This window comes from Roseixanthobacter glucoisosaccharinicivorans (genome assembly GCF_043195095.2).
Lineage (GTDB): Bacteria > Pseudomonadota > Alphaproteobacteria > Rhizobiales > Xanthobacteraceae > NCEH01.
Window position 1 is genome coordinate 2,602,856 of sequence record NZ_CM195538.1, and the last position, 21,485, is coordinate 2,624,340.

Sequence of the window (21,485 nt, forward strand, 5' to 3'; positions counted from 1 at the left end):
GGCATGTGTGACATGGTTTCATGTCATTTCAAACAGCGGAAGCGCAGGCGCAGCGATCGCGCGCGACGGCTCCAAATCCGGCCGCCCGGCGGCAGTCGGCATGACGCAAAGTAAGCTCTGGCAGCCCATCTTGCCGATGCTTCGCCGCCGACATGGCCGGCTCTAGAGGTCGGAGGCCAGGCGCTGGCTCCGCCGCGCCGGATTGTCAGTGCTCACTGCGCCGGTGGCTTCCACCGCGCCCGGTTTGCGGCCGGCTTTCTTGGTGCCCGCCTTCTTGATGTCCGCCTTCTTTCCGAGCTTCTCCTCGGCCGTCGCCTTGGCGCTGGCCTTCTTCAGGTCGGCCTTCTTGGGCTCAGATTTTTTGGGCTCAGATTTTTTGGGCTCAGCCTTTTTGGCAATGGCCTTCTTGCGCTCGGCCTTCTTGAGTACGGCCGGCATCGCACCATCGGCGGCTGCCAAGGACGCACGCACGGGTACCAGAGCGAACCCCGCGCCCGCTCCGATCGCGGCCATGCGCTCCGAGCCCGCGCCTGACGTGCCCGAACCCGGCGCTTGCCCATTCCGCGTCTTGGCGGGCTGCTTCTTCGACGGGGATTTCCCGGGCGTGGGTTTTTTCGACGGCGAGGTCTTAGCCGGCGATGTCTTGGCAGGCGATATCTTGGCCGGCGATGTGTTCGCGATAGCTTTTCCCGAGATCCCACCCACGGCGCCGCTTGGACCGGCACCGCCTTCCTCGTCCGAAGACGAGCCTTTCCCTGCCATTGGGGACGCTAGGCGCATCGTCGGAGACGGGGCATTTTCGGCGGCGGCCTTCTTGGTCGGAGCTTTCTTGCCCGCAGCCTTCTTGGGCGAAACCTTGGCCTCTGCCTTCTTAGCGTCGGCCTTCTTAGTCTCGGCCTTCTCAGGCTCTGCTTTCTTGGCCTCTACCTTCTTGGCCTCAGCCTTCTTGGTTTCGGCCTTCTTTGTGTCGGCCTTCTTTGTGTCGGCCTTCTTGCCTGCCGGCTTCCCTGCCGCATGTTCGGCGAGGGGCGCCGCCGGTTCGATCTCCGCCGCAGCCTTGCCCTTCGCCGCCGCTTTCGGCTTGGCGGCTTTCAGCTTGGCGGCCGCATGGGTGGCGCGCTCCTCTTCCTGCGCGGCCACCTTCGCCGCGTGGCGGGCGGTGAGCACGGCGGCGAACTGGAGGATGATCTGGGCGAGGCCCTCTTCCTGCACTGCGGCAGCCGCGCTATCGGCGCTGAACCAGAAACCGACGCGCTCCAGCCGCTCCGGCCATTTCTTCACATAGCGCTTCACCTTCATGGGGAACACCATGACGTCGCACGGCACCGAGCGGGTGGGCGAAAGGCGCTTCTCATAGCTGTAGAGGCCGGCCGCCGCATGGGACATGGTGCCCATGAGCCCGGCTTCCTCATAGGCTTCGCGCGCCGCCGTCTGCGGCGGTGTGAGTCCCTTGATGGGCCAGCCCTTGGGCACCACCCAGCGGCGCGTCTCGCGCGATGTGATCAGGCGGATCTGCACTTCCCCATCCTGGCGCTGCCGGTACGGCAGGGCGGCATATTGCAGGCGGCGCAGCGAGGGTTTGTCGGTGGTTATCGGCATTTTTTGAAATAGAATCTCCCTTGCTTCATTATGAGGCCAAGCGGCCGTCATAAGCGCACCGGAGACGAAAAAAATCCTGCCCCCCTTTCGGAACCGGCCGGCAGACCCGACGTTTGACCCAATTAGGCTGCCGCGCGGCATCGCGCCGGCGGAAAATGGAGAAGCCCATGTCCTGGCCATCCCAGGCCGCGCCCGCCGCATCGCATGTTCCGGGTGAAACCGGCGCGACGACCCAGCGTTCCCGGCTGATCGCTGCCTTTCGGTCCGTGCGCGGGGAAACCGAGCGGCGCTCCGCTCCTCTTTCGGCCGAGGACCAGATCCTCCAGTCCATGCCAGATGCCAGCCCGATCAAATGGCATCGCGCTCACACCACCTGGTTCTTCGAGCAATTCGTCCTGCGCGCGCACGCACCGGCCTATGTGCCGTTCGATGATCGCTTCGCCTTCCTGTTCAATTCCTATTATGTCTCCGCCGGCCCGCGCCACGAGCGGCCCAAGCGCGGGCTGATCTCACGGCCCACCACGCAGGAGGTCGGCGCCTATCGCGCCCATGTGGACGCGGCGGTGATCACGCTGTTGGAACAGGTGGAGGACGCCCGCCTCCCTGCCCTCGCCGCCTTGATGGAGATCGGCTTCAACCACGAGCAGCAGCATCAGGAATTGATGCTCACCGACATTCTCCACGCGTTTTCCCTGAACCCCACCGACCCCGCCTATGATCCCGCCTGGACCGCCCCGTCCACCGGGCCGGACGTGGGGGAGGATCCGCGCGAACAGGTGCTGCTGGCCGGCGGCATCTATCGCGTCGGCCACGAGGGCGACGGCTTTTCCTTCGACAATGAGGGCCCAGCCCACCAGGTGCTGGTGCCGCCGACGAAAATCGACCGGCATCTGGTCACAAACGGCGACTGGCTCGCCTTCATGGAGGCCGGCGGCTACCAAGATCCGCTCCTGTGGCTCTCGGAAGGCTTCGGCGCCGCCCAGGCCGGCGGCTGGGAGGCGCCCCTTTACTGGCGGCAGGTGGACGGGCATTGGTTCGCCCTCACCCTCGGCGGCCTGCGCCCGGTGGATCTCACCGCGCCGGTCTGCCACGTGAGCTATTATGAGGCCGACGCCTTCGCCCGGTTCGCCGGCAAGTCCCTGCCCACCGAAGAGGCGTTCGAGGTGGCGGCCGGCAAGGGCCTGCTGACCGATGCCTTCGGCGTGGTGTGGCAATGGACGCGTAGCTTCTACGGCGCCTATCCCGGCTATCGGGCCGCCCCCGGCGCGCTCGGCGAATACAATGGCAAGTTCATGATCAACCAGATGGTGCTGCGCGGCTCCTCGCTGGCAACGCCGGCCGGGCATGAGCGCACGACGTATCGCAATTTCTTCCATCCCCATCAGCGCTGGCAGTTCACCGGGCTGCGCCTCGCCGACGAAGCGATCTGATCGAGGAGACATCATGTCCCTGTCCCACGCCGCCGAACGCGCGGAGCCTTTGGCGCCGAGCGCGGAATTCGCCCGCGATCTCGCGCTCGCGCTCTCGTCCCGCACCAAGCGCCTTGCGCCGAAATATTTCTATGATGCCGCCGGCTCGGCCCTGTTCGAGCAGATCACCCAGTTGCCCGAATATTATCCCACCCGCACCGAGATCAGCATCCTGCGCGACCATGCGGAGGATCTGGCGGCCCTGCTCCCGCCGGGCGGTGTATTGGTGGAATTCGGCAGCGGCGCCAGCGTGAAGGTGCGCCTGCTGCTGGATCGCATTCCCCATCTCGCGGCCTATGTGCCGGTGGATATTTCCGCCGAATTCCTGGAGCGCACCGCCACCGACCTGCGCCGCGCCTATCCCGGCATCGAGATCCTGCCGCTGGCGGATGATTTCACCCAGCGCTTCGCCTTGCCGCAGATGACGCTTGGCCGGCCGCTGCTGGGCTTCTTCCCCGGTTCCACCATCGGCAATTTCGAGCCGGCGGACGCGCGCGACTTCCTCGCCCGGGCCCGCGAGACCCTCGGCCCCGGCAGCCGCATGATCGTGGGCGTGGACCTGGTGAAGGACCCGCGCCGGCTCCATGCGGCCTATAATGACGCGGCGGGCGTCACCGCCCAGTTCAACAAGAACGTGCTGGTGCGTGCCAATCGCGAATTGGGCACGGATTTCGAGCTTTCCGCCTTCGTGCACCGCGCTTTCTTCAATGCGCCAGCGAGCCGGATCGAGATGCACCTCGTCAGCGCCGAGGCCCAGACCGTGCACCTGGAAGGGGCCGCCTATCATTTCGCGGCAGGGGAAAGCCTGCACACGGAATGCAGCTACAAATACACGCTCGACAGCTTCGCCGATCTTGCCGCCAACGCCGGTTGGCGCCGCGAGGCGGCCTGGACCGACCCGGACCGTCTGTTCAGCGTGCATCTGCTGGCGAGCCCCGGCTGACGTCGCCCCGCCTCCTCGCAAGGGGTTGAGATTTGTCCACATTTGCCGCGCTGCATACCGCAGCGCGGAAGCAAAACCGCTTGGCCTGTCGATGGCTTCATGGGACCCTGTTTGAAACGGGTCGCATTGGAGCGGGGGACATGCTTATCGAGGATCGCGGACCCGGCTTTCAGGGAAAAGCATCCCTGCACGGCTGGATGATCTGGGGCACCGCGGCCCTGTTCTATCTGTATGAATTCTTCGTCCGCGTCGCCCCTTCCGCCATGGAGCCGGAGCTGCAAACCCATTTCGGCCTGTCGGCGGCCGCACTGGGCGCGGCGGCGGGCACATATTACCTCGTCTATTCTCCCATGCAGCTCATCTCGGGCACCATCATCGACCGCTTCGGCGTGAAGCAGGTGCTGGTGTTTTCGGCGTTGATCTGCACCTCCGGCGCGTTTCTGGAAATTATCGGCTCCAACAGCTTCTTCCTGGTGGCGGCACGGTTCGCGCAGGGCTTCGGCTCGGCGTTCGCATTCGTCGGCACCATGTATATCGCCGCCGAATGGTTTCCCCGCTCCATGCTGGCGCGGCTCTCGGGCCTCACCACCTCGCTCGGCATGGCCGGCGCCATCATCGGCAATGCCGGCATCGCCCGCATGGTGGAAACGCTCGGCTGGCAGAGCGCGCTGGTGGGCGCGGGATTCGTCGGCATCGGCATCACGGCGCTGATCGTGTTCGTGATCCCGAGCCGCCCGCCGGCCGGAACCGATGTGCCCCATCCCTACAAGCCCAATGTGCTGCGGGCGCTGCGCATCGTCTATGCCAATCCGCAGAGCTGGTATCTCGGCATCATCGGCGCGGCGCTCTATATGCCGCTGTCGATCCTCGGCGCGCTGTGGGGAGCGGAATATATCTCCGCCATCACCGGCGCCTCCAAGCTGGAGGCCACCGGCGCGGTTTCCATGATGTATGTGGGCTGGCTGGTGGGCGGGCCGCTGGCCGGATATGCCTCCGACCGGCTCGGCATCCGCCGGCCGATCCTGCTCTACGCCAGCGCCGCGACGCTGCTGGTGACCTTCGTGATCGCCATCATCCCCAACATGTCGCTGCCGATGGCCTATCTGCTGCTGCTCCTGCTGGGGCTGGCCTCATGCTCGCAGGTGATCTGCTTCGCTACCGTGGTGGAGCATAATCCCCAAACCGTCACCGGTACCGCGCTCGCCTCCACCAACATGATCATCATGCTGCTGGGCGGGATCGCGGAATGGGCGTTCGGCCTGGTGCTGGATCTGGTCGGCGGCTCGGGCGATACCGGCCAATATTCCGCGCAGGCCTATCATTACGCCATTCTGATGCTGCCGGCGATTTCCCTGGTGGGCCTCGCGGCGGCGACCATGGTGAGGGAAGCCAAGGAAGCCGTCGGCGTGCAGGAAGCCGCCGCGCCGGCGTAAGCGCGCGAGGGCGGGGCCAAGTGGCCCTGCCCCGTTCGCCTCAGAGCGTGGTCAGCTCGCTCTGGATGCCCTTGGAAAGCGCCGCGCCATCGTCGAGTGGGGCGAGATAGTCCACGGCCATCTGCCGGAAGCGCGGCAGGCCCTTATAGGCCTCGATGTCCGGATGCAGGTCCCGCAGCACGCGATGCAGCCGCTTGCCCCATTTGGGCACCCGCGCCACCTCCTCCAGGCTCGCCAGATAGCAGCGGATGCCGAACAGGATCGCGTTCGAGCGCGGCAGGCGGAATAGGGTCTGCAATTCCACCCGCAGATGCACCTTCTGCCCGACGTTCTCCGGCGTCACGCTCGCCTTGTCCGGCCCCCAGACCGGATAATTCTCCGGCGAGGTGTCAAGGCGGGGGTTGATGGTCATGGTCCAGTTCAGCCGCCGCACCGGCGCGCCATATTGCAGGCGCAGCAGATATTTCAGCGCACGGTCGAACACGCCCTTCTCGTGGGCCAGCGGCACCGGGCCGTGCCATTCGTGGAAGCTCATGCCGATGTCGAATTCGAACGACCAGTCGGCCTGGGTGGTGACCATGCCGCCGTCCACATAGAGATTGTCCTCGCGCTGGTCCTGCAAGGTGAAATCACCTTGCGCCTGGCGGGTGATATATTCGAACGGCGGGCACGGCAGGGTCTCCGCCTTGCCGATGGTGAAGCTCTGGTGGATTCCGAGCGGCCGGTTGATCCAGGTCCACAGGTCTCCCGCCTTGGTGAGCGAGAAATGCTCGGGGTAATCGGCGGCGAGGCTTTCCATGAGGAGTTCGAGCGTGTCCCATTGCGCCGCCATCATGTGGGGGAGCACCTGGCAGCGCTTGGGATCCTCCGCCAGCACCTGGGCCCGCTCGCGGCACTCGGCGACATAATGCTCGTCCACGTCGAACACATGGTCATAGGCGGGGCTCGCGCCGCCCTTCACATGGGGCTCGATGTTCACCGAATACATGTACTGGTCTTCGGGGAACGGGAACGGAAAGTGCAGGATCGCCGCGCTGGAATTGCGATAGGTGAAGTCGCGGCGGAAGGTCTCGTTGGGCTTGAATTGAAGGGTCATGGAACGTCCTTCCGGTCACGATGGCAGTCTCGGGAACGCCCCTCCCCCCCGTGAGGGGTTTGAGCATGGGCATCCCCGGCTTTCACCTCTCCCCGCCGGGGAGAGGTCGGCCGCGCAGCGGACGGGTGAGGGGGCGCCACCCATTCGATCCGCAACGCTTTCGCCCCTCACCCCAGCCCTCTCCCCCTCGGGGAGAGGGAGCAGGACCGATGGGACGCGTCAAAAATCCAACACCAGCTGCGCGGTGCGGGCCCGCGAGACGCAGGGCATGATGAATTTCTGCGAGGCCTTCTCCTCCGCTGAGAGGAAGTCGTCGCGGTGCTCCACCTCGCCGTCGAGCACATCGAGCTTGCATTCCCCGCAGGCCCCGCCCCGGCACAGGCAGGGCGCCGCGATGCCCTGTGCCTCCAACGCCTCCAGCAGGGTCTGGTTGTCGGCGACCTGCACCTCGATGCCGGATTTGGCCAGCACCGCCTTGAACGGCAGGCCTCCGGAGGCATCGCCGAAGCTTTCGCGGTGGATCTTGCCCGAAGGCCAGCCGAGCGCGGCGGCGCTCGTGATCACCGCATCCATCAGAGCGCGCGGGCCGCAGGTATAGACATGGGTGCCGAGCGGCTGGCGTGCCAAAATCCCCGCAAGATCGAACGCCGCGCGTCCGTTGCCGTGGATGAAGATGTCCTCCCCCGCCGCGTGCGGCGCCAGCAGCTTCTCGAACACCGGCGCCTCTTCCGCCGTGCAGAGCTGGTGCAACTCGAACCGCGCGCCGCGCGCCTTCAGCGCCGGCACATAGGACAGCAGCGGGGTGATGCCGATGCCGCCCGCGATCAGCAGGTGCTTCCTGGCCTTGGCGGCGAGCGGAAACAGATTGCCCGGCACCCCGATCTCGATCACGTCGCCGCGGGCCACGTTCTGGTGCAGAAACCGCGAACCGCCGCGCGACTGCGCCACATGGCGCACGATGATTTCATAGCGCGCCCGGCTCTCAGGCGGGGACACCAGGGAATAGGCATTCTTCATCACCCGCCCCTCGTGGCGCAGGGTGACCATGACATGGGCGCCGGCGGAAGGCGTCGGGAGCGGGCCGCCATGCAACGGCTCGAAGGCGAAGCGCTTCAGCGTGGGCGAAAGCTGCTCGATCTCGTGGATGCGGACCGGGATCGGACCTGAAGCGATCATGCGTAAAGCTCCTCGGCATCGGGCACGGCGCCGGGGACTTCGGCATCCACCTGCACGCCCATGAAGGCCGCATGCCGGCGGGAGAAATGATCGCGCACGAACAGGTTCGCCCCGCAGCCGGTGCAGGTGAAGATGGAGGTCGTCACCCCCTCGCCATAGGTGCGGCAATGCACGCAGAACACGCGCCGCGCCCTGGTTCCCGCATGGGCGAGGCGGATTTCCTGCCGGCTCATTCCGGCAGCCTCGGCAATGCGGAACACATCCCACAGGAACGGCTCGGAGCCGGCGCCGTAGAGCCGTAGGCCCATGGTTTCGCGGGCGAGGCGCTCCTCCAGGGCAGAGAACAGATGGCCGTTGGAACGGAACGGCCGCACGCTGTCGCCCGCCCCATCCACCACGGAGACCGGGAGCAGCGCGCTGCGGTTTACGACGGTCCAGGTCTCGCAGGCGGCCGGCTCAAACCCCTCGGCCAGCGCTTCCGCCGGCAGCGCCGGGCCTTCGACCACAAGCAGATGGTGTCGCCCGGCCGGGTCCAGTTCCAGCGGGGCGTATTTGGGCCGGCTCTTGATGCCTTGATCGCTCATGATGCCTTCCGGTTCAGTTTACACTGTCGGGCAAGCAGGAAACGGGCCGAGACGCCCGGGCCTGCTTACGCCCGCTTCCCCCTCCCCAGCCCTCCCCCGCAAGCGGGAGAGGGAGCATGCCGGGATTGGGAAACAGGATGCCTCGCACGCCTTGCTCCATTCCCTCTCCCGCTTGCGGGGGAGGGTCAGGGAGGGGGCATCGCGCCGCGGAGCGCGCCTCGTCCGCGACGCGCCTCCTATGCCCGCACCCGCGTCTTCTGCGGGTCGAAATGCGGGAACGGCACGATCTGCGCGGGAATGCGCTTCTGGTGTCCGTCCAGCTTGCCGATCTCGATCGGCCCGCCCGCCTCCGCCGCGGCGATATCCAGCCGCGCCAAAGCGATATTCTGTTTCAGGATCGGCGACTTGGTGGCGCTGGTGACGACGCCCACCTGGGCGCGGCCGCTATAGATCGGGTCGCCGTGGCCCACATCGTCATTGGAACCGACGAGCAGGCCCACCATCTTGCGCGCCGGATTGGCCTTGCGGCGCATCAGGGCCTCGCGGCCGACGAAATCCTCGTCCTTATTGGCCACCGCGAAGCCGATGCCGGCCTCGAACGGGTCGGTCTGGTCGCAGAAATCATAGCCCGCGAACACGAGGCCCGCCTCCACCCGCAGCATATCCAGCGCGGTGAGGCCGAGCGGGCTCATGCCCTTGGGCGCGCCGGCTTTCCACACCGCATCCCACAGCGCGGTCGCATCCTTGGGATGGCACCAGATCTCGAACCCGAGTTCGCCGGTATAGCCGGTGCGCGAGACGATCAGCGCCGGCCCCTGCGGCCCGCCGAGGCGGGCGATGGCGAAGCGGAACCATTTCAGCTCGGCGATCGAAGGCTGGACGGGCGAGGTCCAGATGATCTCGGACAGGATCTCGCGGCTCAGCGGCCCTTGCACGGCGATGTTATGGAGCTGGTCGGTGGAGGATTTGACGAAGGCTTTCAGACCCCATTCCGCCGCCTTGTCGCGCAGCCATTTGCCGGTGAATTCCTCGCCGCACACCACGCGGAAATTCGCCGGGCCGAGGCGGAAAACGGTGGCATCGTCGATCATGCCGCCGTGCTCGTAGCACAGCGCGGTATAGACCACCTGGCCGACCGAAAGCTTGCGGATGTCGCGCGTGACCGTGCGCTGGAGCAGCACTTCCGCGTCCGGGCCGGTCACCTCGAACTTGCGCAGCGGCGAGAGGTCCATCACCGCCGCCTTTTCGCGGCAGGCCCAATATTCGGCGATCGGCCCCGCGCCGGTGAAGCAGGTGGGCAGCCAGAAGCCGCGATATTCCACGAAATTGCGGGTCTGCTCGGCGATCCTTGGATGGAAGGCGCTCTCCCGCGTCAGGCGCGGCTCGGCTTCGGGGGTCATGCGGAACGCGGTTCCTTTGGAGATGGGCGTGCCGCCGTCATAGACGCGCACATGAATGTCGGTCGGATTCCAGGCATTGGCGGAATCGATGTCGTCGGCGCAGGAGGAGGAGGCGCACAAAAGGTCCGTCATGGCCCGCAGCAGCACATAATCGCCGGGGCGCGACCACGGCTCGTCCATGGTCAAGGCGTTGGAGCTTTCAACGCAGGTGTTGAAGAAGAAATTGATCGCCGGCCAGCCGCGCTTTTCCTTGATGCCGTAAGGCTTCAGGACAAGGTTGAAATTGTCCGAGCAATTGTCGTGGCCGGGATAGCCCATGTCCTCGTAATATTTGGCCGAGCAGGCGAGCGCGAAGGTATCGTGCCGCCCCACCGTGTCGCGCACGACTTCCACCAGCGGCATCTGGCGTTCGTCGAAATATTTCGAATGCAGGCCGGGGCCGGGAAAGGCCGAGCCCATGAGCGTGCGGGTGGTGGTGGAATCGAGGCCGTATTCCAGCCCCTCCTCGTCCAGCGCCTTGGCGTCGAAGGCGAGGAAGTCGGAGCATTGCCGGCCTTCCACGTCGATGATCTGGATGTAGTCGCCGGCCTTCACGCGGTAAGCCTTGGCGCGGGCGGCTGGCACCCGCAGGTCCAGCACCATTTCACCCAGCGGCGGGGGAAGTTCCGGCAGCGAGCCGGCGACGCGGGACACGTCCACCTTCAGTTCGGTGGGCGGGCTCTGCTCGTCCGGCGCCATCAGCGGGCCGCCGGCGGCGATCACCACCAGAAGATCCCCGAGTGCGGTCAGGCGGGCCTCGGCGCCGGGGGCATCGCTTCCGCCCAGCAACACGCGGGCGGGGGCCTGGGTGTCGATGCCGCGCTGCGCCAGCAGGCGCGCGACGTCCGCGCCCCCCTCGCCGGTCAGGCGCGCGGCGAGCGGCGCGCCCAGCGGCGCCGCATCGAGCCCCAGCGCCGGCGCGGCATCGGCGCCGGTGGCGTCGAAGGCGAAGAGGTCAGCGGCCTGGAGGCCCTCGGGATCGGTGATGCGGATTTCATCGCCCGCCTTCAGCGCGAAGGCGGCACAGCCGCCGCCCGGCACCACGCGCCGCTCGGCCAGCGAGCGGGGCGCCGAGGGCGGGCCGGAAGACAAGGAAGGCGCGGCGATGGCATCCATAAGCTTCAGTCCGGATCGGTGAGCGAGCGATAGCGCCCGCGGTAATAGATGAGCGGGGCGCCCTCGCCCTCGGCATGGAAATGCACGACACGGCCGACGAAGATCTCATGGTCCCCGCCGTCATAATGGGCATAGGCGGCGCATTCGAAGGCGGCATGGGCCGGGCGCAGCATGGGCGCGCCCGAATGGCCCTCGTGAAGCTCGAGATTGGCGAACTTGTCGGCGCCGCCGCGCGCGAAGCGGTTGGAAAGCTCTTCCTGCCCTTCCAGCAGCACATTGACCGTGAAGAACTTGAGCTTCTCCAGCCGCGCCAGCGAATGCAGCGAGCGGGCCATGGAGAACAGGATCAGCGGCGGATCGAGCGAGACGGAGGAGAAGGAATTCACCGTCACGCCCAGCGGCCCCTCTTCGTCGCGGCCCAGCACCACGGCGATGCCGGTGGCGAACCGGCCGAGCACATTGCGCAATTCGCGCGGGTCGAAGCGGGCGTCGAGATCAATGCGGGTCATGAGTTGAAGGCGCTCCTCGCTCCCGCGTTCGCCGGCGACGGCCAGGCCGCCGGCGCCGTGCGGAACGCCCGAAGCCGGGAAGGTGACGGAAGCCGGCATGGGGGACAAGCCTTGTCCCCCATGTTGCGCGGCCGCACCCCGCAGGCCCGCGTCCGGCTGCATGGCGGCGGCGCTCACGCCACCTTGGCCGGCTGAAGCTCGGCGAGGAGCTTCTCGGCGAAGGCGCGCTTCTGCGCGTCGTCCATCTTCTTCACTTCATTGTTGAGCATGCGCTGGTTGATGGACTTGTTCCAATAATCCAGGCTCTCGAAGCCCAGCAGCGAAGCCTTGCCGACGAACTGGCGCAGCACTTCGTTGGTGGGGCCCATGACCCAGCCAGCCTTGCCGTCGCGCAGGTAGCGCTCGATCTGAAGCGCCGGGCGATAGCCGGTGCCGCCGCAGGCGTGCAGCATCTTGTCGGTGACATGGGTGACGTTCTTGGCGGCCTCGAACTTCACCTGCCACAGCCAGTGCAGCAGCGCCGAGCGCGGCAGCGCGTCGAGGTCCTTGTGGATCGACCAGTCGCAATTATTGGTGACGCTGTCGAGCGCCTGGGCCATCTGGAAGACGAAGGCACGGCACGCATTGGTGTCCATGATCGCTTCGCCGACATAATCCTGGATGGTCGGATAATCGGCGACGCGCATGCCCACGTCATTGTGGGTCTTGCGCGTGGTGTGGCGCTTGGCGATGTCGATCACCGCAAGCGAGATGCCGTTCCAGCAGGCGGACGAGCAGGTGAGGAAGAACGGGTCGACCACTTCGTCGTTGGATTTCGCGCCATCCCCGATGGGGCCGACCATGGCGTCCTTGGGGATCACCACGCCTTCCACCTGGATCGGACCGGACTGGTTGCCGCGCAGGCCGAGGCCGTCCCATTCGGACGGATTGGACTTCACGTCGTCCTTCAGCACCAGGAAGCAGGAGAGATCGGAATAATCGCCGGAGAAGCCGGGGCTGGTGGTCTGGAGGATGTACCAATCGGCAAAGCCGCCGGAGGTGGTCCAGGAGGCCTTCTTGGTGATCTTCCAGCCATCGCCGAAAGCTTCGGCCTTGGAGGAGATGGGGTACCAGAAATGCGAGCCGGTCTCGGGATCGGAATAAGAGAGCGTGCCGATCAGCACGTCCGCATCCAGCCGCTTGAGGATGTCGGTGAGGCGGGCGTTGTCGTGATAACGCAGCAGCGCGGCGGCCACCGCGCCAAGGTGCATGGTGTAGCACATGGCGGTGGAGGGGCAGCCGTAGCGCGCGATGGTCTCGACAACCATCGCTGCGCAGACATGGCTTTCACCCAGGCCGCCGAGCTCCTTCGGCACCGTCAGGGACAGCAGGCCGAGGGTGGCGAGCGCCTCGAAATTCTTGCGGGGATAGATGTATTGGGCGTCACTCTCCACCGCATTGGCGCGCAGCGTGGTCTCGCACAGAGCGATGAGCTTGGCCTGCAATTCCTTCTGGGCGGGGGTGAGGAGCCATTGCGGGTCCCATTCGAACCCAAGGCCCCAGAACTCCTCCTGGCCCCACATTTTGACTTGCGACATGACGCTTGCTCCGAACGCCCGGCGCTTCAGCACGCGAGCGGTGAATGTCCCGGCTTAGCTGTTCCCCGCAGTGAACTTTTTTGCCGCCGCAGAAACAGATTGCCAAATGCACGCTTGGACGCAAGAACCAAAAGCAGGCAGGTAAACGCCTTCGATTTAGGCAAAATATTCAAAAGCAACGGCTTAGCGTTTTTGCATCGCCCCAATATTAGGCATCTTAGCCAAAAGATTTCTTCTCAGGAAAAGTAATTGACAGAAAATGCCCCTCGCACAAGGATGACCCCGCCTTGCAGAGCCTGAGGGGACGCAAAGAATGAGCCCGACGCCATTGCGCCAGTCGATCCTGAACGAGCGTCACCGCGCGCTCGGATCGAAGCTGGAAGAATCCTGGAACGACACCGCCATTCCCCAGCATTACGCGACCGATCCCTATGAGGAGGTGACGGCCGTCCGCTCCCGCGCCGGGCTCATCGACGTGTCGGCGCTGAAGATCGTCAATGTCTCGGGTCCCGACGCCACCGCCTTCCTCAACCGCCTCGTCACGTCCGACGTTGCAAAGATCGCGCCCGGCCGCTCCATGATCTCCTCCATGGTGGGAGAAGACGGCGGGCTGATCGACGACGTGCTGATCTATTGCGACAGCCCCACGGCCTATCGCCTCTCCCACGGCGGCGGCGCCACCGAGGAGGTGCTCCCACTCCTCACCGAGGGGCTGGACGTCACTTTCGCGCGCGATGACGATGTGCACATCCTCTCCCTGCAAGGGCCGAAGGCGCTGGAAATCCTCCAGCCCGGCACGCCGCTGGACATCGCCGGCATCCCCTATTTCGGCCATGCACCGACCACCCTCTACGGCATCGACGTTTCCCTGGCGCGCGGCGGCTATTCCGGCGAGCGCGGCTATGAGGTGTTCGTGAAGGCCAAGGACGCGGTCGAGATGTGGGACAAGATCCTGGAGGCCGGCAAGCCTTTCGGCATCATGCCCGTGTCGTGGGATTGCCTGGACTTTGGCCGCGTGGAAGCCGCTTTGCTGTTCTTCCCGTTCGACATGCCCCACAAGGACACCACCCCCTGGGAAGTGCTGATGGACTGGACGGTGGACCTCTCCAAGCCGGATTTTCGCGGCAAGGAGGCCCTCATCCGCCGCAAGGGCACCGAGCGCACCCACCAGGCGGGGCTGGAAGTGATGCATTCCGCGGCCATCACCCCGGGCGCCAAGATCCTCAAGGACGGGCAGGAGGTGGGCACGGTGAATTCCACCGTGTTCAGCCAGCATTTGATGAAATCGCTGGCGCTGGTCTCCCTGGTTCCGAGCCTCACGGCGCTTGGCACCGCCGTGACCGTGGTGGACGACGGCAAGAGCTATGAGGCGACCGTGGTGCGCACGCCCTTCTACGATCCCCTGCGCCTACGCACACACCCGCCCGACGAGCGCGGCTGAGCCGGCGCGGCTTCCCCCTCACCCGTCCGCTGCGCGGCCGACCTCTCCCCGGCAGGGAGAGGTGATCTCGAAGCCCCCTCTCCCCCGCGGGGAGAGGGCCGGACTGGGGGCGGGCCGCAGAAGCGCCCGTCGCTCCCTATTAAACATCTGTACGCGGCTAAAAATGCCGATCGCCGGCCGGCCGGTGCTTCTGCTATGCTCAAGCACCGGGGCGACCGGGATCGGGGCGGACATTCGGTGACTTTCATATCCAGGCAGATTTTGCGCGGCGCCGGCAGCGCCGCACCTGTGCAGACCAAGCGTGCCGCACTCTTCTCCGCCCTGCCCATTCTCGCCTTGCTGCTCGCCGCCGCGCCCCTGCTGTCCGCCTGCGCCGACCGGCCGGGCGCCGATGTGCTGACGCCGAACCTCGTCGAGGCGCCGGGCGCCAAGCCGCATACGATCCTCGTCGCCACCACCCGCGCGCGCGACCCGCGACCCGGCACCCTGTTCAGCGGCGAGCGCGGGAACGGGCTCGACTTTGCCACCGTGACGCTGACCGTGCCGCCCGCCCACCAGCCCGGCGGCATCGAATGGCCCAAGCAGGCGCCCGGCAATCCCGCCACCGACATGGTGGTGCACGAAGCGGTGTATCGCGACACCGACCAGGATTTCGTGCGCGACCTCAATGCCCAGCTCGCCCTGCTGCCGGCGGGCAGCCGCAACGTTCTGGTGTTCGTGCACGGCTACAACACCATGTTCTCGGAAGCGCTCTACCGCCTGACGCAGATGGCCCATGATTCGGACGTGCCGGGCGTGCCTGTGCTGTTCAGCTGGGCCTCGCGCGGCAAGACCGAGGATTATGTCTACGACAACAACAGCGCCACCGCCGCGCGCGACAATCTGGAACACACGCTGACCCTGGTCGCCTCCAGCAAGGCGGAGAAGATCACCATCATGGCCCATTCCATGGGCAATTGGGTGACCGTGGAGGCGCTGCGACAGATGAAGATCGGCGGCAAGGGCCTGCCGCCCGCCCGCATCGGCAACGTCATCCTCGCCGCGCCGGACATCGACGTGGACGTGTTCAAATCCCAGCTGAAGCGCTTCGGCAAGCCGGAAAAGCCGTTCATCGTCATCGTCTCGCGCGACGACAAGGCGCTCGGCTTCTCCGATTTCCTGGCCGGCGGCAAGGTGCGGCTCGGCAATTACACCAATGACGGGGAATTGGTGGCGCTCGGCGCGGTGGTGATCGACATGACCAATGTGAAGGCCATGGACCCCATGAACCACGGCAAGTTCGCCCAGCTGGCGCAGCTCGCTCCCGCCCTGCGCGGCCAGCTCGCGGCCCATGGGGCGCTGGCCAGCGACAAGCCCAACACGATCGAGCTGGACGGCATCCAGATTTCCGGGGTCAACCGGAACGTTGGCGTGCTGCCCGCGGCGGTGCCCGCCCCGGCGCTTCCCTCGATCCTCTCCCCCGCCGCGCCGATCCAATAGCGGCCGGAGCCCTCAGGCCTCGGTTGCGCCGGGCTGCGGCGCGCCGGGCTGCGACAGGATGGTGAGCTTCTTCACCGTCAGCTCATCTATGGTGAGCGAGCGGATGCGCGCCCGCTTGATGGCGAGCCGGCCGATGGCCAGCGCCCCGATGGCGAGCGCGCCGAATGCCAGCGCCCCCACCGCGATGGCGCCGAACGAGGCGGTGCCCACGGTGGAGGCACCGATCGCGGAGGCGCCGACGGCCGCCGCCTTGGTGCGGGATATGGACCTTTGGGAATGGCGCGGCATGAGGGGCTCTCCCGGTATGGCGTGGCGCGGACGGCAAGGCCGCCCGCGATCGCCCAGCTTAGCCCCCGCCCGCGCATGCGGAAGGGCGGATGGCGGCATGGCGCCCGCATCCCGCCCGGCGGGTGGCGGGCCTGAGCAAAACGCGGTCAGCCGACGCCGTATGTCTTGAACCAGGCGAGCATGCGCTTCCAGCCGTCCTCGGCCGCTTCCTTGCGATAGCTCGGGCGGTAGTCGGCATGGAAGGCGTGGGGCGTATCGGGATAGAGCACGATGTCCACCGTCTTGCCGGCGGCCCGCGCCGTGTCGCGCTGCTTTTCCACGTCGGCCACCGGAATGCCGGTGTCGGCGGCGCCATAGAGGCCGAGCACGGGGGCCTTGAGATCGGCGGCGACATCGGCGGCGGTCTTGGGCTGGATATCGGTGCGCGCGCCGCCGATGGGGCCGTACCAGGCGACGGCCGCCTTCAGCTTGGGATTATGCGCCGCATAGAGCCACACCGAGCGCCCGCCCCGGCAGAAGCCGGTGATGCCGAGCCGGTTTTCGTCCGCCTTGGAGCTTTTCACCGCCCAGGCCACGGCCGCGTCGAGATCGGAGAGCATTTCCGCGTCGGGCTTCTTGGAGATGACGTCGCGGACGATCTGCTGGATGTCGGTCATGCCCGTGAGATCGCCCTGGCGGGCATAAAGCTCGGGCGCCACCGCGCAATAGCCCTGCTTGGCGAGCCGGCGGCAGATGTCCTTGATATATTCGTGAACGCCGAAAATCTCCTCCACCACGATCACCAGCGGGAACGGGCCATTGCCCTCGGGCATGGCGCGATAGCCGGGCATGTCGCCATCTGAGGTGGGGATCTTCACTTCCCCGGCGACGAGGCCGGCGCCATCGGTGTGGATGGCCTGCGCCTGCACCGAGGTGGTGGCGAGGGTGAAGCCGGCGATCAGGCCTGTCATGACGAAGCCGCGCCGGGACAGGGGTTCGCGCACCAATCCCTCGAGCCCTTCGAGGGCGGGATCGGCGGCGGGCGCGATGGGCGTGGAATCCATGGCGATCTCCTCATTCACGCCGCCGGCAGCAGCGGCCCCCGTCCTGTGCCACGGGACGCGGCCGGGAGGTAGGGGGGAAGGTTTTGGATTACCGGGAGGCGCGAACACCTGCGCGTGATCGGGGGGCGACGCTTGGAGCTGCGGCAGTGGAACTTCTGGTGGGCGCATCCAGCGAGGAATTCAGCGTAATGGCCCTGAGCGGACCTCGCGGCGGCTACTTGAAGGGAGAGGGAGCAGCTTTTCGCCGGGCGGCCGCTATGGGCGAAGAGCGGCCCTTGAGGAGAAAGACACTCTGCTTGCTCGATCCCAAAGCGGTGCAAAACGGTGTGGTTATAAAAATTGACCAAACAGAGCCACCACTTCTGATTGCAATAAATTTGGCCACTTGATATCATAAAAACAAGTTGGGGATTGCTGAAAACGCCCTAGGACCTGCCGCACCCACACAACCACGAGTTATATGCAACCATTTCGGGAGATGAAGGGCCATGTCTGCCGTTGATCGCGAAGATTTGCTGAGCATTCAACTAAAGGCCCTTCGAGCGGCCGAGAGCCCGGCAGCCGCCGAGCTCCCGATGTCAGCCACACTTTCTCGACTTGCGCATCACGGGGGTCTGTATCAACTCCTCGATGAAGCGGCCTTACAGGCGCGCATCGCCCCCCTCTTTGAAGTCGCAAAGAAGCGTTCGACGCAGGAAATGCCCGATGCAGAAGGGCAAGCAACGTTGTTTTCTGCCGCAGCAGCCGTTCCCGCCATGACGAAATTCGTCTCTCGTAAAATCGCCAATTACTTCTCACATCTTGCCGGACCGCCATGCCACATACCTTCTAGCCTTATGTCACACCTTGTTATGCCTTGCGCCGGACGGGTTTATACTTCACCGGACACTGAAAGGATGACGCCACACGAGTTCGACAGCAAGGCCGTACCGGCCGCTTTCACCTTCGTGGGGCAGTTCATTGATCACGACCTGACGCTCAATGCGCTTAACCTTTTCGAGAACCAGACAGCCAATGTGGTCGACTCAGCGACACCGTTGATCGATCTAGACAGCGTGTATGGGCCGAGGGAGGTGTTGGCCGATCATACAAAATTTCCCAGCGTCTTCGATTCGAACGGCCGCTTTCTTCTGCGCCGGTCGCCCGATGGCGTCATCGACGTACCCCGCGACCCGCCGGAAACTGGCACTAACGCCGAATATGCCAGAATATTCGATGGTCGAAACGATGAAAATCAGATGATTCTTCAGGTTCACATATTATTGATGCGCCTTCACAACGCTTTCGTGAGCAAATTTGGCGACTTTGAAACCGCAAAAACTAAAACAATTCTGAATTGGCAATCATTTATTATAAATGATTATCTTCAAAAAATTATTCGAAATGACATTCTAAACAACATACTTATGGAGGTCGTTAAGCCAAATTTCGGCAACCTTAAGCACAAGCCGCTCCTCGACCTCGCGACCAATACGCTGATTGGAACGATGCCGCACGAGTTCGCCATCGGCTTCCGAATGGGCCATAGCCAACTAAGGCCAGGCTACGAGATTCAGAGAGGTGTCACCGTCAGATTGTTCAACAATCGGCTGACTCCCCAGATCGATGGCGACGGCATCTTTTTCGATGATCTCCGAGGCGGACAGAAATTGCGCGTCGGACATCAGATCGATTGGAATTTCTTCTTGAGCAGTCAGTTGGCCAACGGAATTGACAGCCATGTGACTAGCGTCGTTTTTGATTTGCCTGAGAGCACGATTCCGGATGAGATCACGTTCGTGGGGAACCTGCCTCATCGTAATTTGATCCGAAGCGACAAGATCGGCCTATGTTCAGGCGAAGCGCTCGCGGCTTTCTATGGAGTTACAGAACTCCCGCCCGATGTCATCGAGCCAGATCAGACCGCCCAATCCTTGTTCAAGACCACGGGCCAGTTTTGCACACCGCTCTGGTACTATCTTCTGAGGGAGGCCGAGCACGAGGCAGCAGGCATGCCGGTGCAAACCCTAGGCGAACTCGGCAGCCGTTTGGTGGGCGAGGTAATTGTCGGCGGTGTGGCCTTTAGCCCGGATAAGCATAACTATTTCAAACAACCTGATCCAAGCACTTGGTCGATCACTAGGGTGAACGCTGTTACTTTCCAGGACATCCTGGATTTCGTGGCCAGCGATAGCGATTCATGAGGCGTGGGATAGCCTGATTAGAGCCCCAATCCAATATCTCACGCGCCTATTGGGGTTTTTGACGGCGCGCCGCTCTGTTTGTGGTGCGTGGTTGGAGGACGACACTCGAGACGCAGAAGCTCGTCCTCCTCCGGTCATGCGTCAACTACGAGGCGGGAACGGCCAAGTCGTGGTTTGGCTCGGCATGTCCGTTCCGGCAAGCTCCTAGAGGCCGCTCCGGGTGCTGTCTCCCCCTCAAACCTCCACCGGCGCCCACAGCACATCGTCCACGCTGCGCGCCCCGCTCGCCAGCATCGCCAGGCGGTCCAGCCCCAAGGCGCAGCCGCTGGCGGGGGGCATGAGAGCGAGGGCGGCCAGAAAGCCTTCGTCAAGGGGATAGCGCTCGCCATAGAGGCGGGCCTTTTCCGCCATCTCCACTTCGAAGCGGCGGCGCTGCTCGTGCGGGTCGGTCAGTTCGCCGAAGGCATTGGCCAGTTCCACCCCGCAGGCATAAAGCTCGAACCGCTCGGCGACGCGCGGGTCGGCGGGCTTCGGCCGGGCCAGCGCCGCCTCGCTGGTCGGGTATTCGCACAAAAGCGTCGCCCGCCCCCGGCCGAGATGGGGCTCGATGCGCTCCACCAGCACCTTGGAGAAGATATCCGCCCAGGTGTCGTCATCAGCCACCCGGACGCCTGCGGCGCGCGCCGCCTGCGCCAGGGGGGGCGCCTGCGGCTCCTCCCCCGGCGGCGCCAGCAGCGGGGAAAGAGCGATGCCGGCATGGCGGGCGAAGGCCTCAACCAAAGTGAGCCGCTCCGGCGCGGCAAACGGGTCGCACTCTTGTCCGCGCCAGGAAAAGCGCGCGACGCCCCCCGCCCGCGCTGCCAGCGCCAGGAGCGCGGCGCAATCCTCCATCAGGGTTTCATAGGGTTCCCCCGCCCGATACCATTCCAGCATGGTGAATTCGGGATGGTGGGTGGCGCCCCGTTCGCGATCGCGAAACACGCGCGCCAGCTCAAAGATGCGCGTCTCCCCCGCCGCCAGCAGCTTCTTGGCCGTGAACTCCGGCGAAGTGCGCAGGGAAAGAGGCATCAGCGCCCCATCCGGCGCGTGCCAAGTGGTTGAAAAGGCGTGCAGATGCGCCTCGTTGCCGGGCGAGATCTGGAGGATGGGGGTCTCCACCTCGGTGAAGCCCTCGGCCTCGAAATGGGCGCGGATCGCCTTCGTCATGCGGCCCCGGGCGGCGAGAAAGGGGCGCCGATCCTGGTGGCGATCCGGGCTCCACCAGGGGGAGGACGGGGCGCTCAAAGCTGTGGGCCGCGCGGAAAAACACTTGCGTCGGCGCACAAAAGCAGCCGGCAAGGGTGGCGAAAAGCGAGAAGATCGCTATGTTGCGCCCCGATCAAGGGCGCTCGGGCGCCCCAAGCCGTTCGAGGAAGAAACACCGTGGTCAAGGTCATCGCCAGCTCTCTGCGCAAAGGCAATGTGGTCGAAATCGACGACAAGCTCTACGTCATCCTGAGCGCCGAGAACATCCATCCCGGCAAGGGCACGCCCGTCACCCAGATGGACATGCGCCGCATTTCCGACGGCGTGAAGATCTCCGAGCGCTACCGCACCACCGAGCAGGTGGAGCGCGCTTATGTGGAAGACCGCCCGCACACCTATCTCTACCAGGATAGCGACGGCTACACCTTCATGAACCCGGAGAATTACGACCAGATCGCCGTGCCCAAGGACGTGATCGGCGATATGGCCGTCTATCTTCAGGAAGGCATGGAATGCATGATCTCCATGCACAACGGCGTCGCCATCGCCATCGAGCTGCCGCAGCGCGTGACCCTGGAAATCGTCGACACCGAGCCGACCGTGAAGGGGCAGACCGCCTCCTCCTCCTATAAGCCGGCGATGCTCTCCAACGGCGTGCGCACCATGGTGCCGCCCCACGTCGCCACCGGCACCCGCGTGGTGGTGATGACCGCCGACGCCTCTTATGTGGAACGCGCCAAGGACTGACCCCCTGGCGGGCGCCTTCTCCGCGCGAACCGATTCGCGCGGAATATTTTACTGATGAATGATGTTGAATATGCGCGCTGCCGGCCAGGTGGCGCGCATTTTCATTCGTGGTGGAACA

Annotated in this window: 18 protein-coding genes; 8 read left to right on the plus strand and 10 right to left on the minus strand. The window is 65.0% G+C overall.

From position 1 onward, the window contains the following. Positions 1–162: 162 nt before the first annotated feature. A complete protein-coding gene (locus V5F78_RS11830) occupies positions 163–1,299 on the minus strand; it encodes a hypothetical protein (RefSeq protein ID WP_509276225.1) in 1,137 nt (378 codons plus the stop codon). A 467-nt stretch (positions 1,300–1,766) separates the two neighbouring features. Between V5F78_RS11830 and egtB the strand changes: the two genes are divergently transcribed. The 3 genes from egtB (at position 1,767) to V5F78_RS11845 (ending at position 5,444) form a co-directional block, all read left to right on the plus strand. After that, the gene (gene egtB / locus V5F78_RS11835) at positions 1,767–3,029 is read left to right on the plus strand and encodes an ergothioneine biosynthesis protein EgtB (protein WP_394067874.1); all 1,263 of its coding nucleotides are present in this window, start codon (positions 1,767–1,769) and stop codon (positions 3,027–3,029) included. Between the two features lie 13 nt (positions 3,030–3,042). Next, positions 3,043–4,011, plus strand: coding sequence for an L-histidine N(alpha)-methyltransferase (egtD, locus tag V5F78_RS11840; RefSeq protein ID WP_394067872.1), 969 nt, complete (start codon positions 3,043–3,045; stop codon positions 4,009–4,011). Between the two features lie 140 nt (positions 4,012–4,151). Beyond that, a complete protein-coding gene (locus V5F78_RS11845; RefSeq protein WP_394067870.1) occupies positions 4,152–5,444 on the plus strand; it encodes an MFS transporter in 1,293 nt (430 codons plus the stop codon). Positions 5,445–5,484: 40 nt separating this feature from the next. Here the strand turns inward: V5F78_RS11845 and V5F78_RS11850 are convergent, their stop codons facing one another. The 6 genes from V5F78_RS11850 to V5F78_RS11875 form a co-directional block, all read right to left on the minus strand. After that, a complete protein-coding gene (locus tag V5F78_RS11850; RefSeq protein ID WP_394067868.1) occupies positions 5,485–6,540 on the minus strand; it encodes a heme-dependent oxidative N-demethylase family protein in 1,056 nt (351 codons plus the stop codon). A 219-nt stretch (positions 6,541–6,759) separates the two neighbouring features. Then, positions 6,760–7,716 (minus strand): PDR/VanB family oxidoreductase, encoded by a 957-nt coding sequence (locus tag V5F78_RS11855; RefSeq protein WP_394072448.1) that lies wholly within the window; start codon positions 7,714–7,716, stop codon positions 6,760–6,762. Further along, positions 7,713–8,300 (minus strand): dimethylamine monooxygenase subunit DmmA family protein, encoded by a 588-nt coding sequence (locus V5F78_RS11860; RefSeq protein ID WP_394072450.1) that lies wholly within the window; start codon positions 8,298–8,300, stop codon positions 7,713–7,715. Before V5F78_RS11860 ends, V5F78_RS11855 begins: the two co-directional genes overlap by 4 nt. Before the next feature lie 236 nt (positions 8,301–8,536). Then, positions 8,537–10,855, minus strand: coding sequence for a trimethylamine N-oxide demethylase (locus V5F78_RS11865; protein WP_394072452.1), 2,319 nt, complete (start codon positions 10,853–10,855; stop codon positions 8,537–8,539). Positions 10,856–10,860: 5 nt separating this feature from the next. After that, positions 10,861–11,463: a flavin reductase family protein gene (locus V5F78_RS11870; RefSeq protein WP_394072454.1), complete on the minus strand. Its 603-nt coding sequence runs from the start codon at positions 11,461–11,463 to the stop codon at positions 10,861–10,863. A 74-nt stretch (positions 11,464–11,537) separates the two neighbouring features. Beyond that, positions 11,538–12,941, minus strand: a complete 1,404-nt coding sequence (locus V5F78_RS11875; protein ID WP_394072456.1) for an acyl-CoA dehydrogenase family protein — start codon at positions 12,939–12,941, stop codon at positions 11,538–11,540. 313 nt (positions 12,942–13,254) lie between these two features. Here V5F78_RS11875 and V5F78_RS11880 point away from each other — a divergent pair, with 313 nt between their 5' ends. Next, the gene (locus tag V5F78_RS11880) at positions 13,255–14,382 is read left to right on the plus strand and encodes an aminomethyl transferase family protein (RefSeq protein ID WP_394072458.1); all 1,128 of its coding nucleotides are present in this window, start codon (positions 13,255–13,257) and stop codon (positions 14,380–14,382) included. A gap of 237 nt (positions 14,383–14,619) precedes the next feature. Beyond that, a complete protein-coding gene (locus V5F78_RS11885) occupies positions 14,620–15,861 on the plus strand; it encodes an alpha/beta hydrolase (RefSeq protein ID WP_394072460.1) in 1,242 nt (413 codons plus the stop codon). Between the two features lie 12 nt (positions 15,862–15,873). On the opposite strand, the gene V5F78_RS11890 is transcribed toward V5F78_RS11885, so the two are convergent. After that, positions 15,874–16,149 carry a hypothetical protein gene (locus V5F78_RS11890; protein ID WP_394072462.1) on the minus strand — a complete coding sequence of 92 codons (276 nt, stop codon included), beginning with the start codon at positions 16,147–16,149 and terminating at the stop codon, positions 15,874–15,876. A gap of 146 nt (positions 16,150–16,295) precedes the next feature. Next, positions 16,296–17,192 carry a dienelactone hydrolase family protein gene (locus tag V5F78_RS11895; RefSeq protein ID WP_394072464.1) on the minus strand — a complete coding sequence of 299 codons (897 nt, stop codon included), beginning with the start codon at positions 17,190–17,192 and terminating at the stop codon, positions 16,296–16,298. Between the two features lie 146 nt (positions 17,193–17,338). Between V5F78_RS11895 and V5F78_RS11900 the strand changes: the two genes are divergently transcribed. Further along, positions 17,339–17,581, plus strand: coding sequence for a hypothetical protein (locus tag V5F78_RS11900; protein WP_394072466.1), 243 nt, complete (start codon positions 17,339–17,341; stop codon positions 17,579–17,581). A 99-nt stretch (positions 17,582–17,680) separates the two neighbouring features. Further along, positions 17,681–19,375 (plus strand): peroxidase family protein, encoded by a 1,695-nt coding sequence (locus V5F78_RS11905; RefSeq protein ID WP_394072468.1) that lies wholly within the window; start codon positions 17,681–17,683, stop codon positions 19,373–19,375. A gap of 234 nt (positions 19,376–19,609) precedes the next feature. Here V5F78_RS11905 and epmA read toward each other — a convergent pair whose 3' ends face one another. After that, positions 19,610–20,659, minus strand: a complete 1,050-nt coding sequence (epmA, locus tag V5F78_RS11910) for an EF-P lysine aminoacylase EpmA (protein ID WP_394072470.1) — start codon at positions 20,657–20,659, stop codon at positions 19,610–19,612. A gap of 138 nt (positions 20,660–20,797) precedes the next feature. On the opposite strand from epmA, the gene efp reads away from it, so the two are divergent. Continuing rightward, a complete protein-coding gene (gene efp / locus V5F78_RS11915) occupies positions 20,798–21,367 on the plus strand; it encodes an elongation factor P (protein ID WP_394013722.1) in 570 nt (189 codons plus the stop codon). Positions 21,368–21,485: the final 118 nt, after the last annotated feature.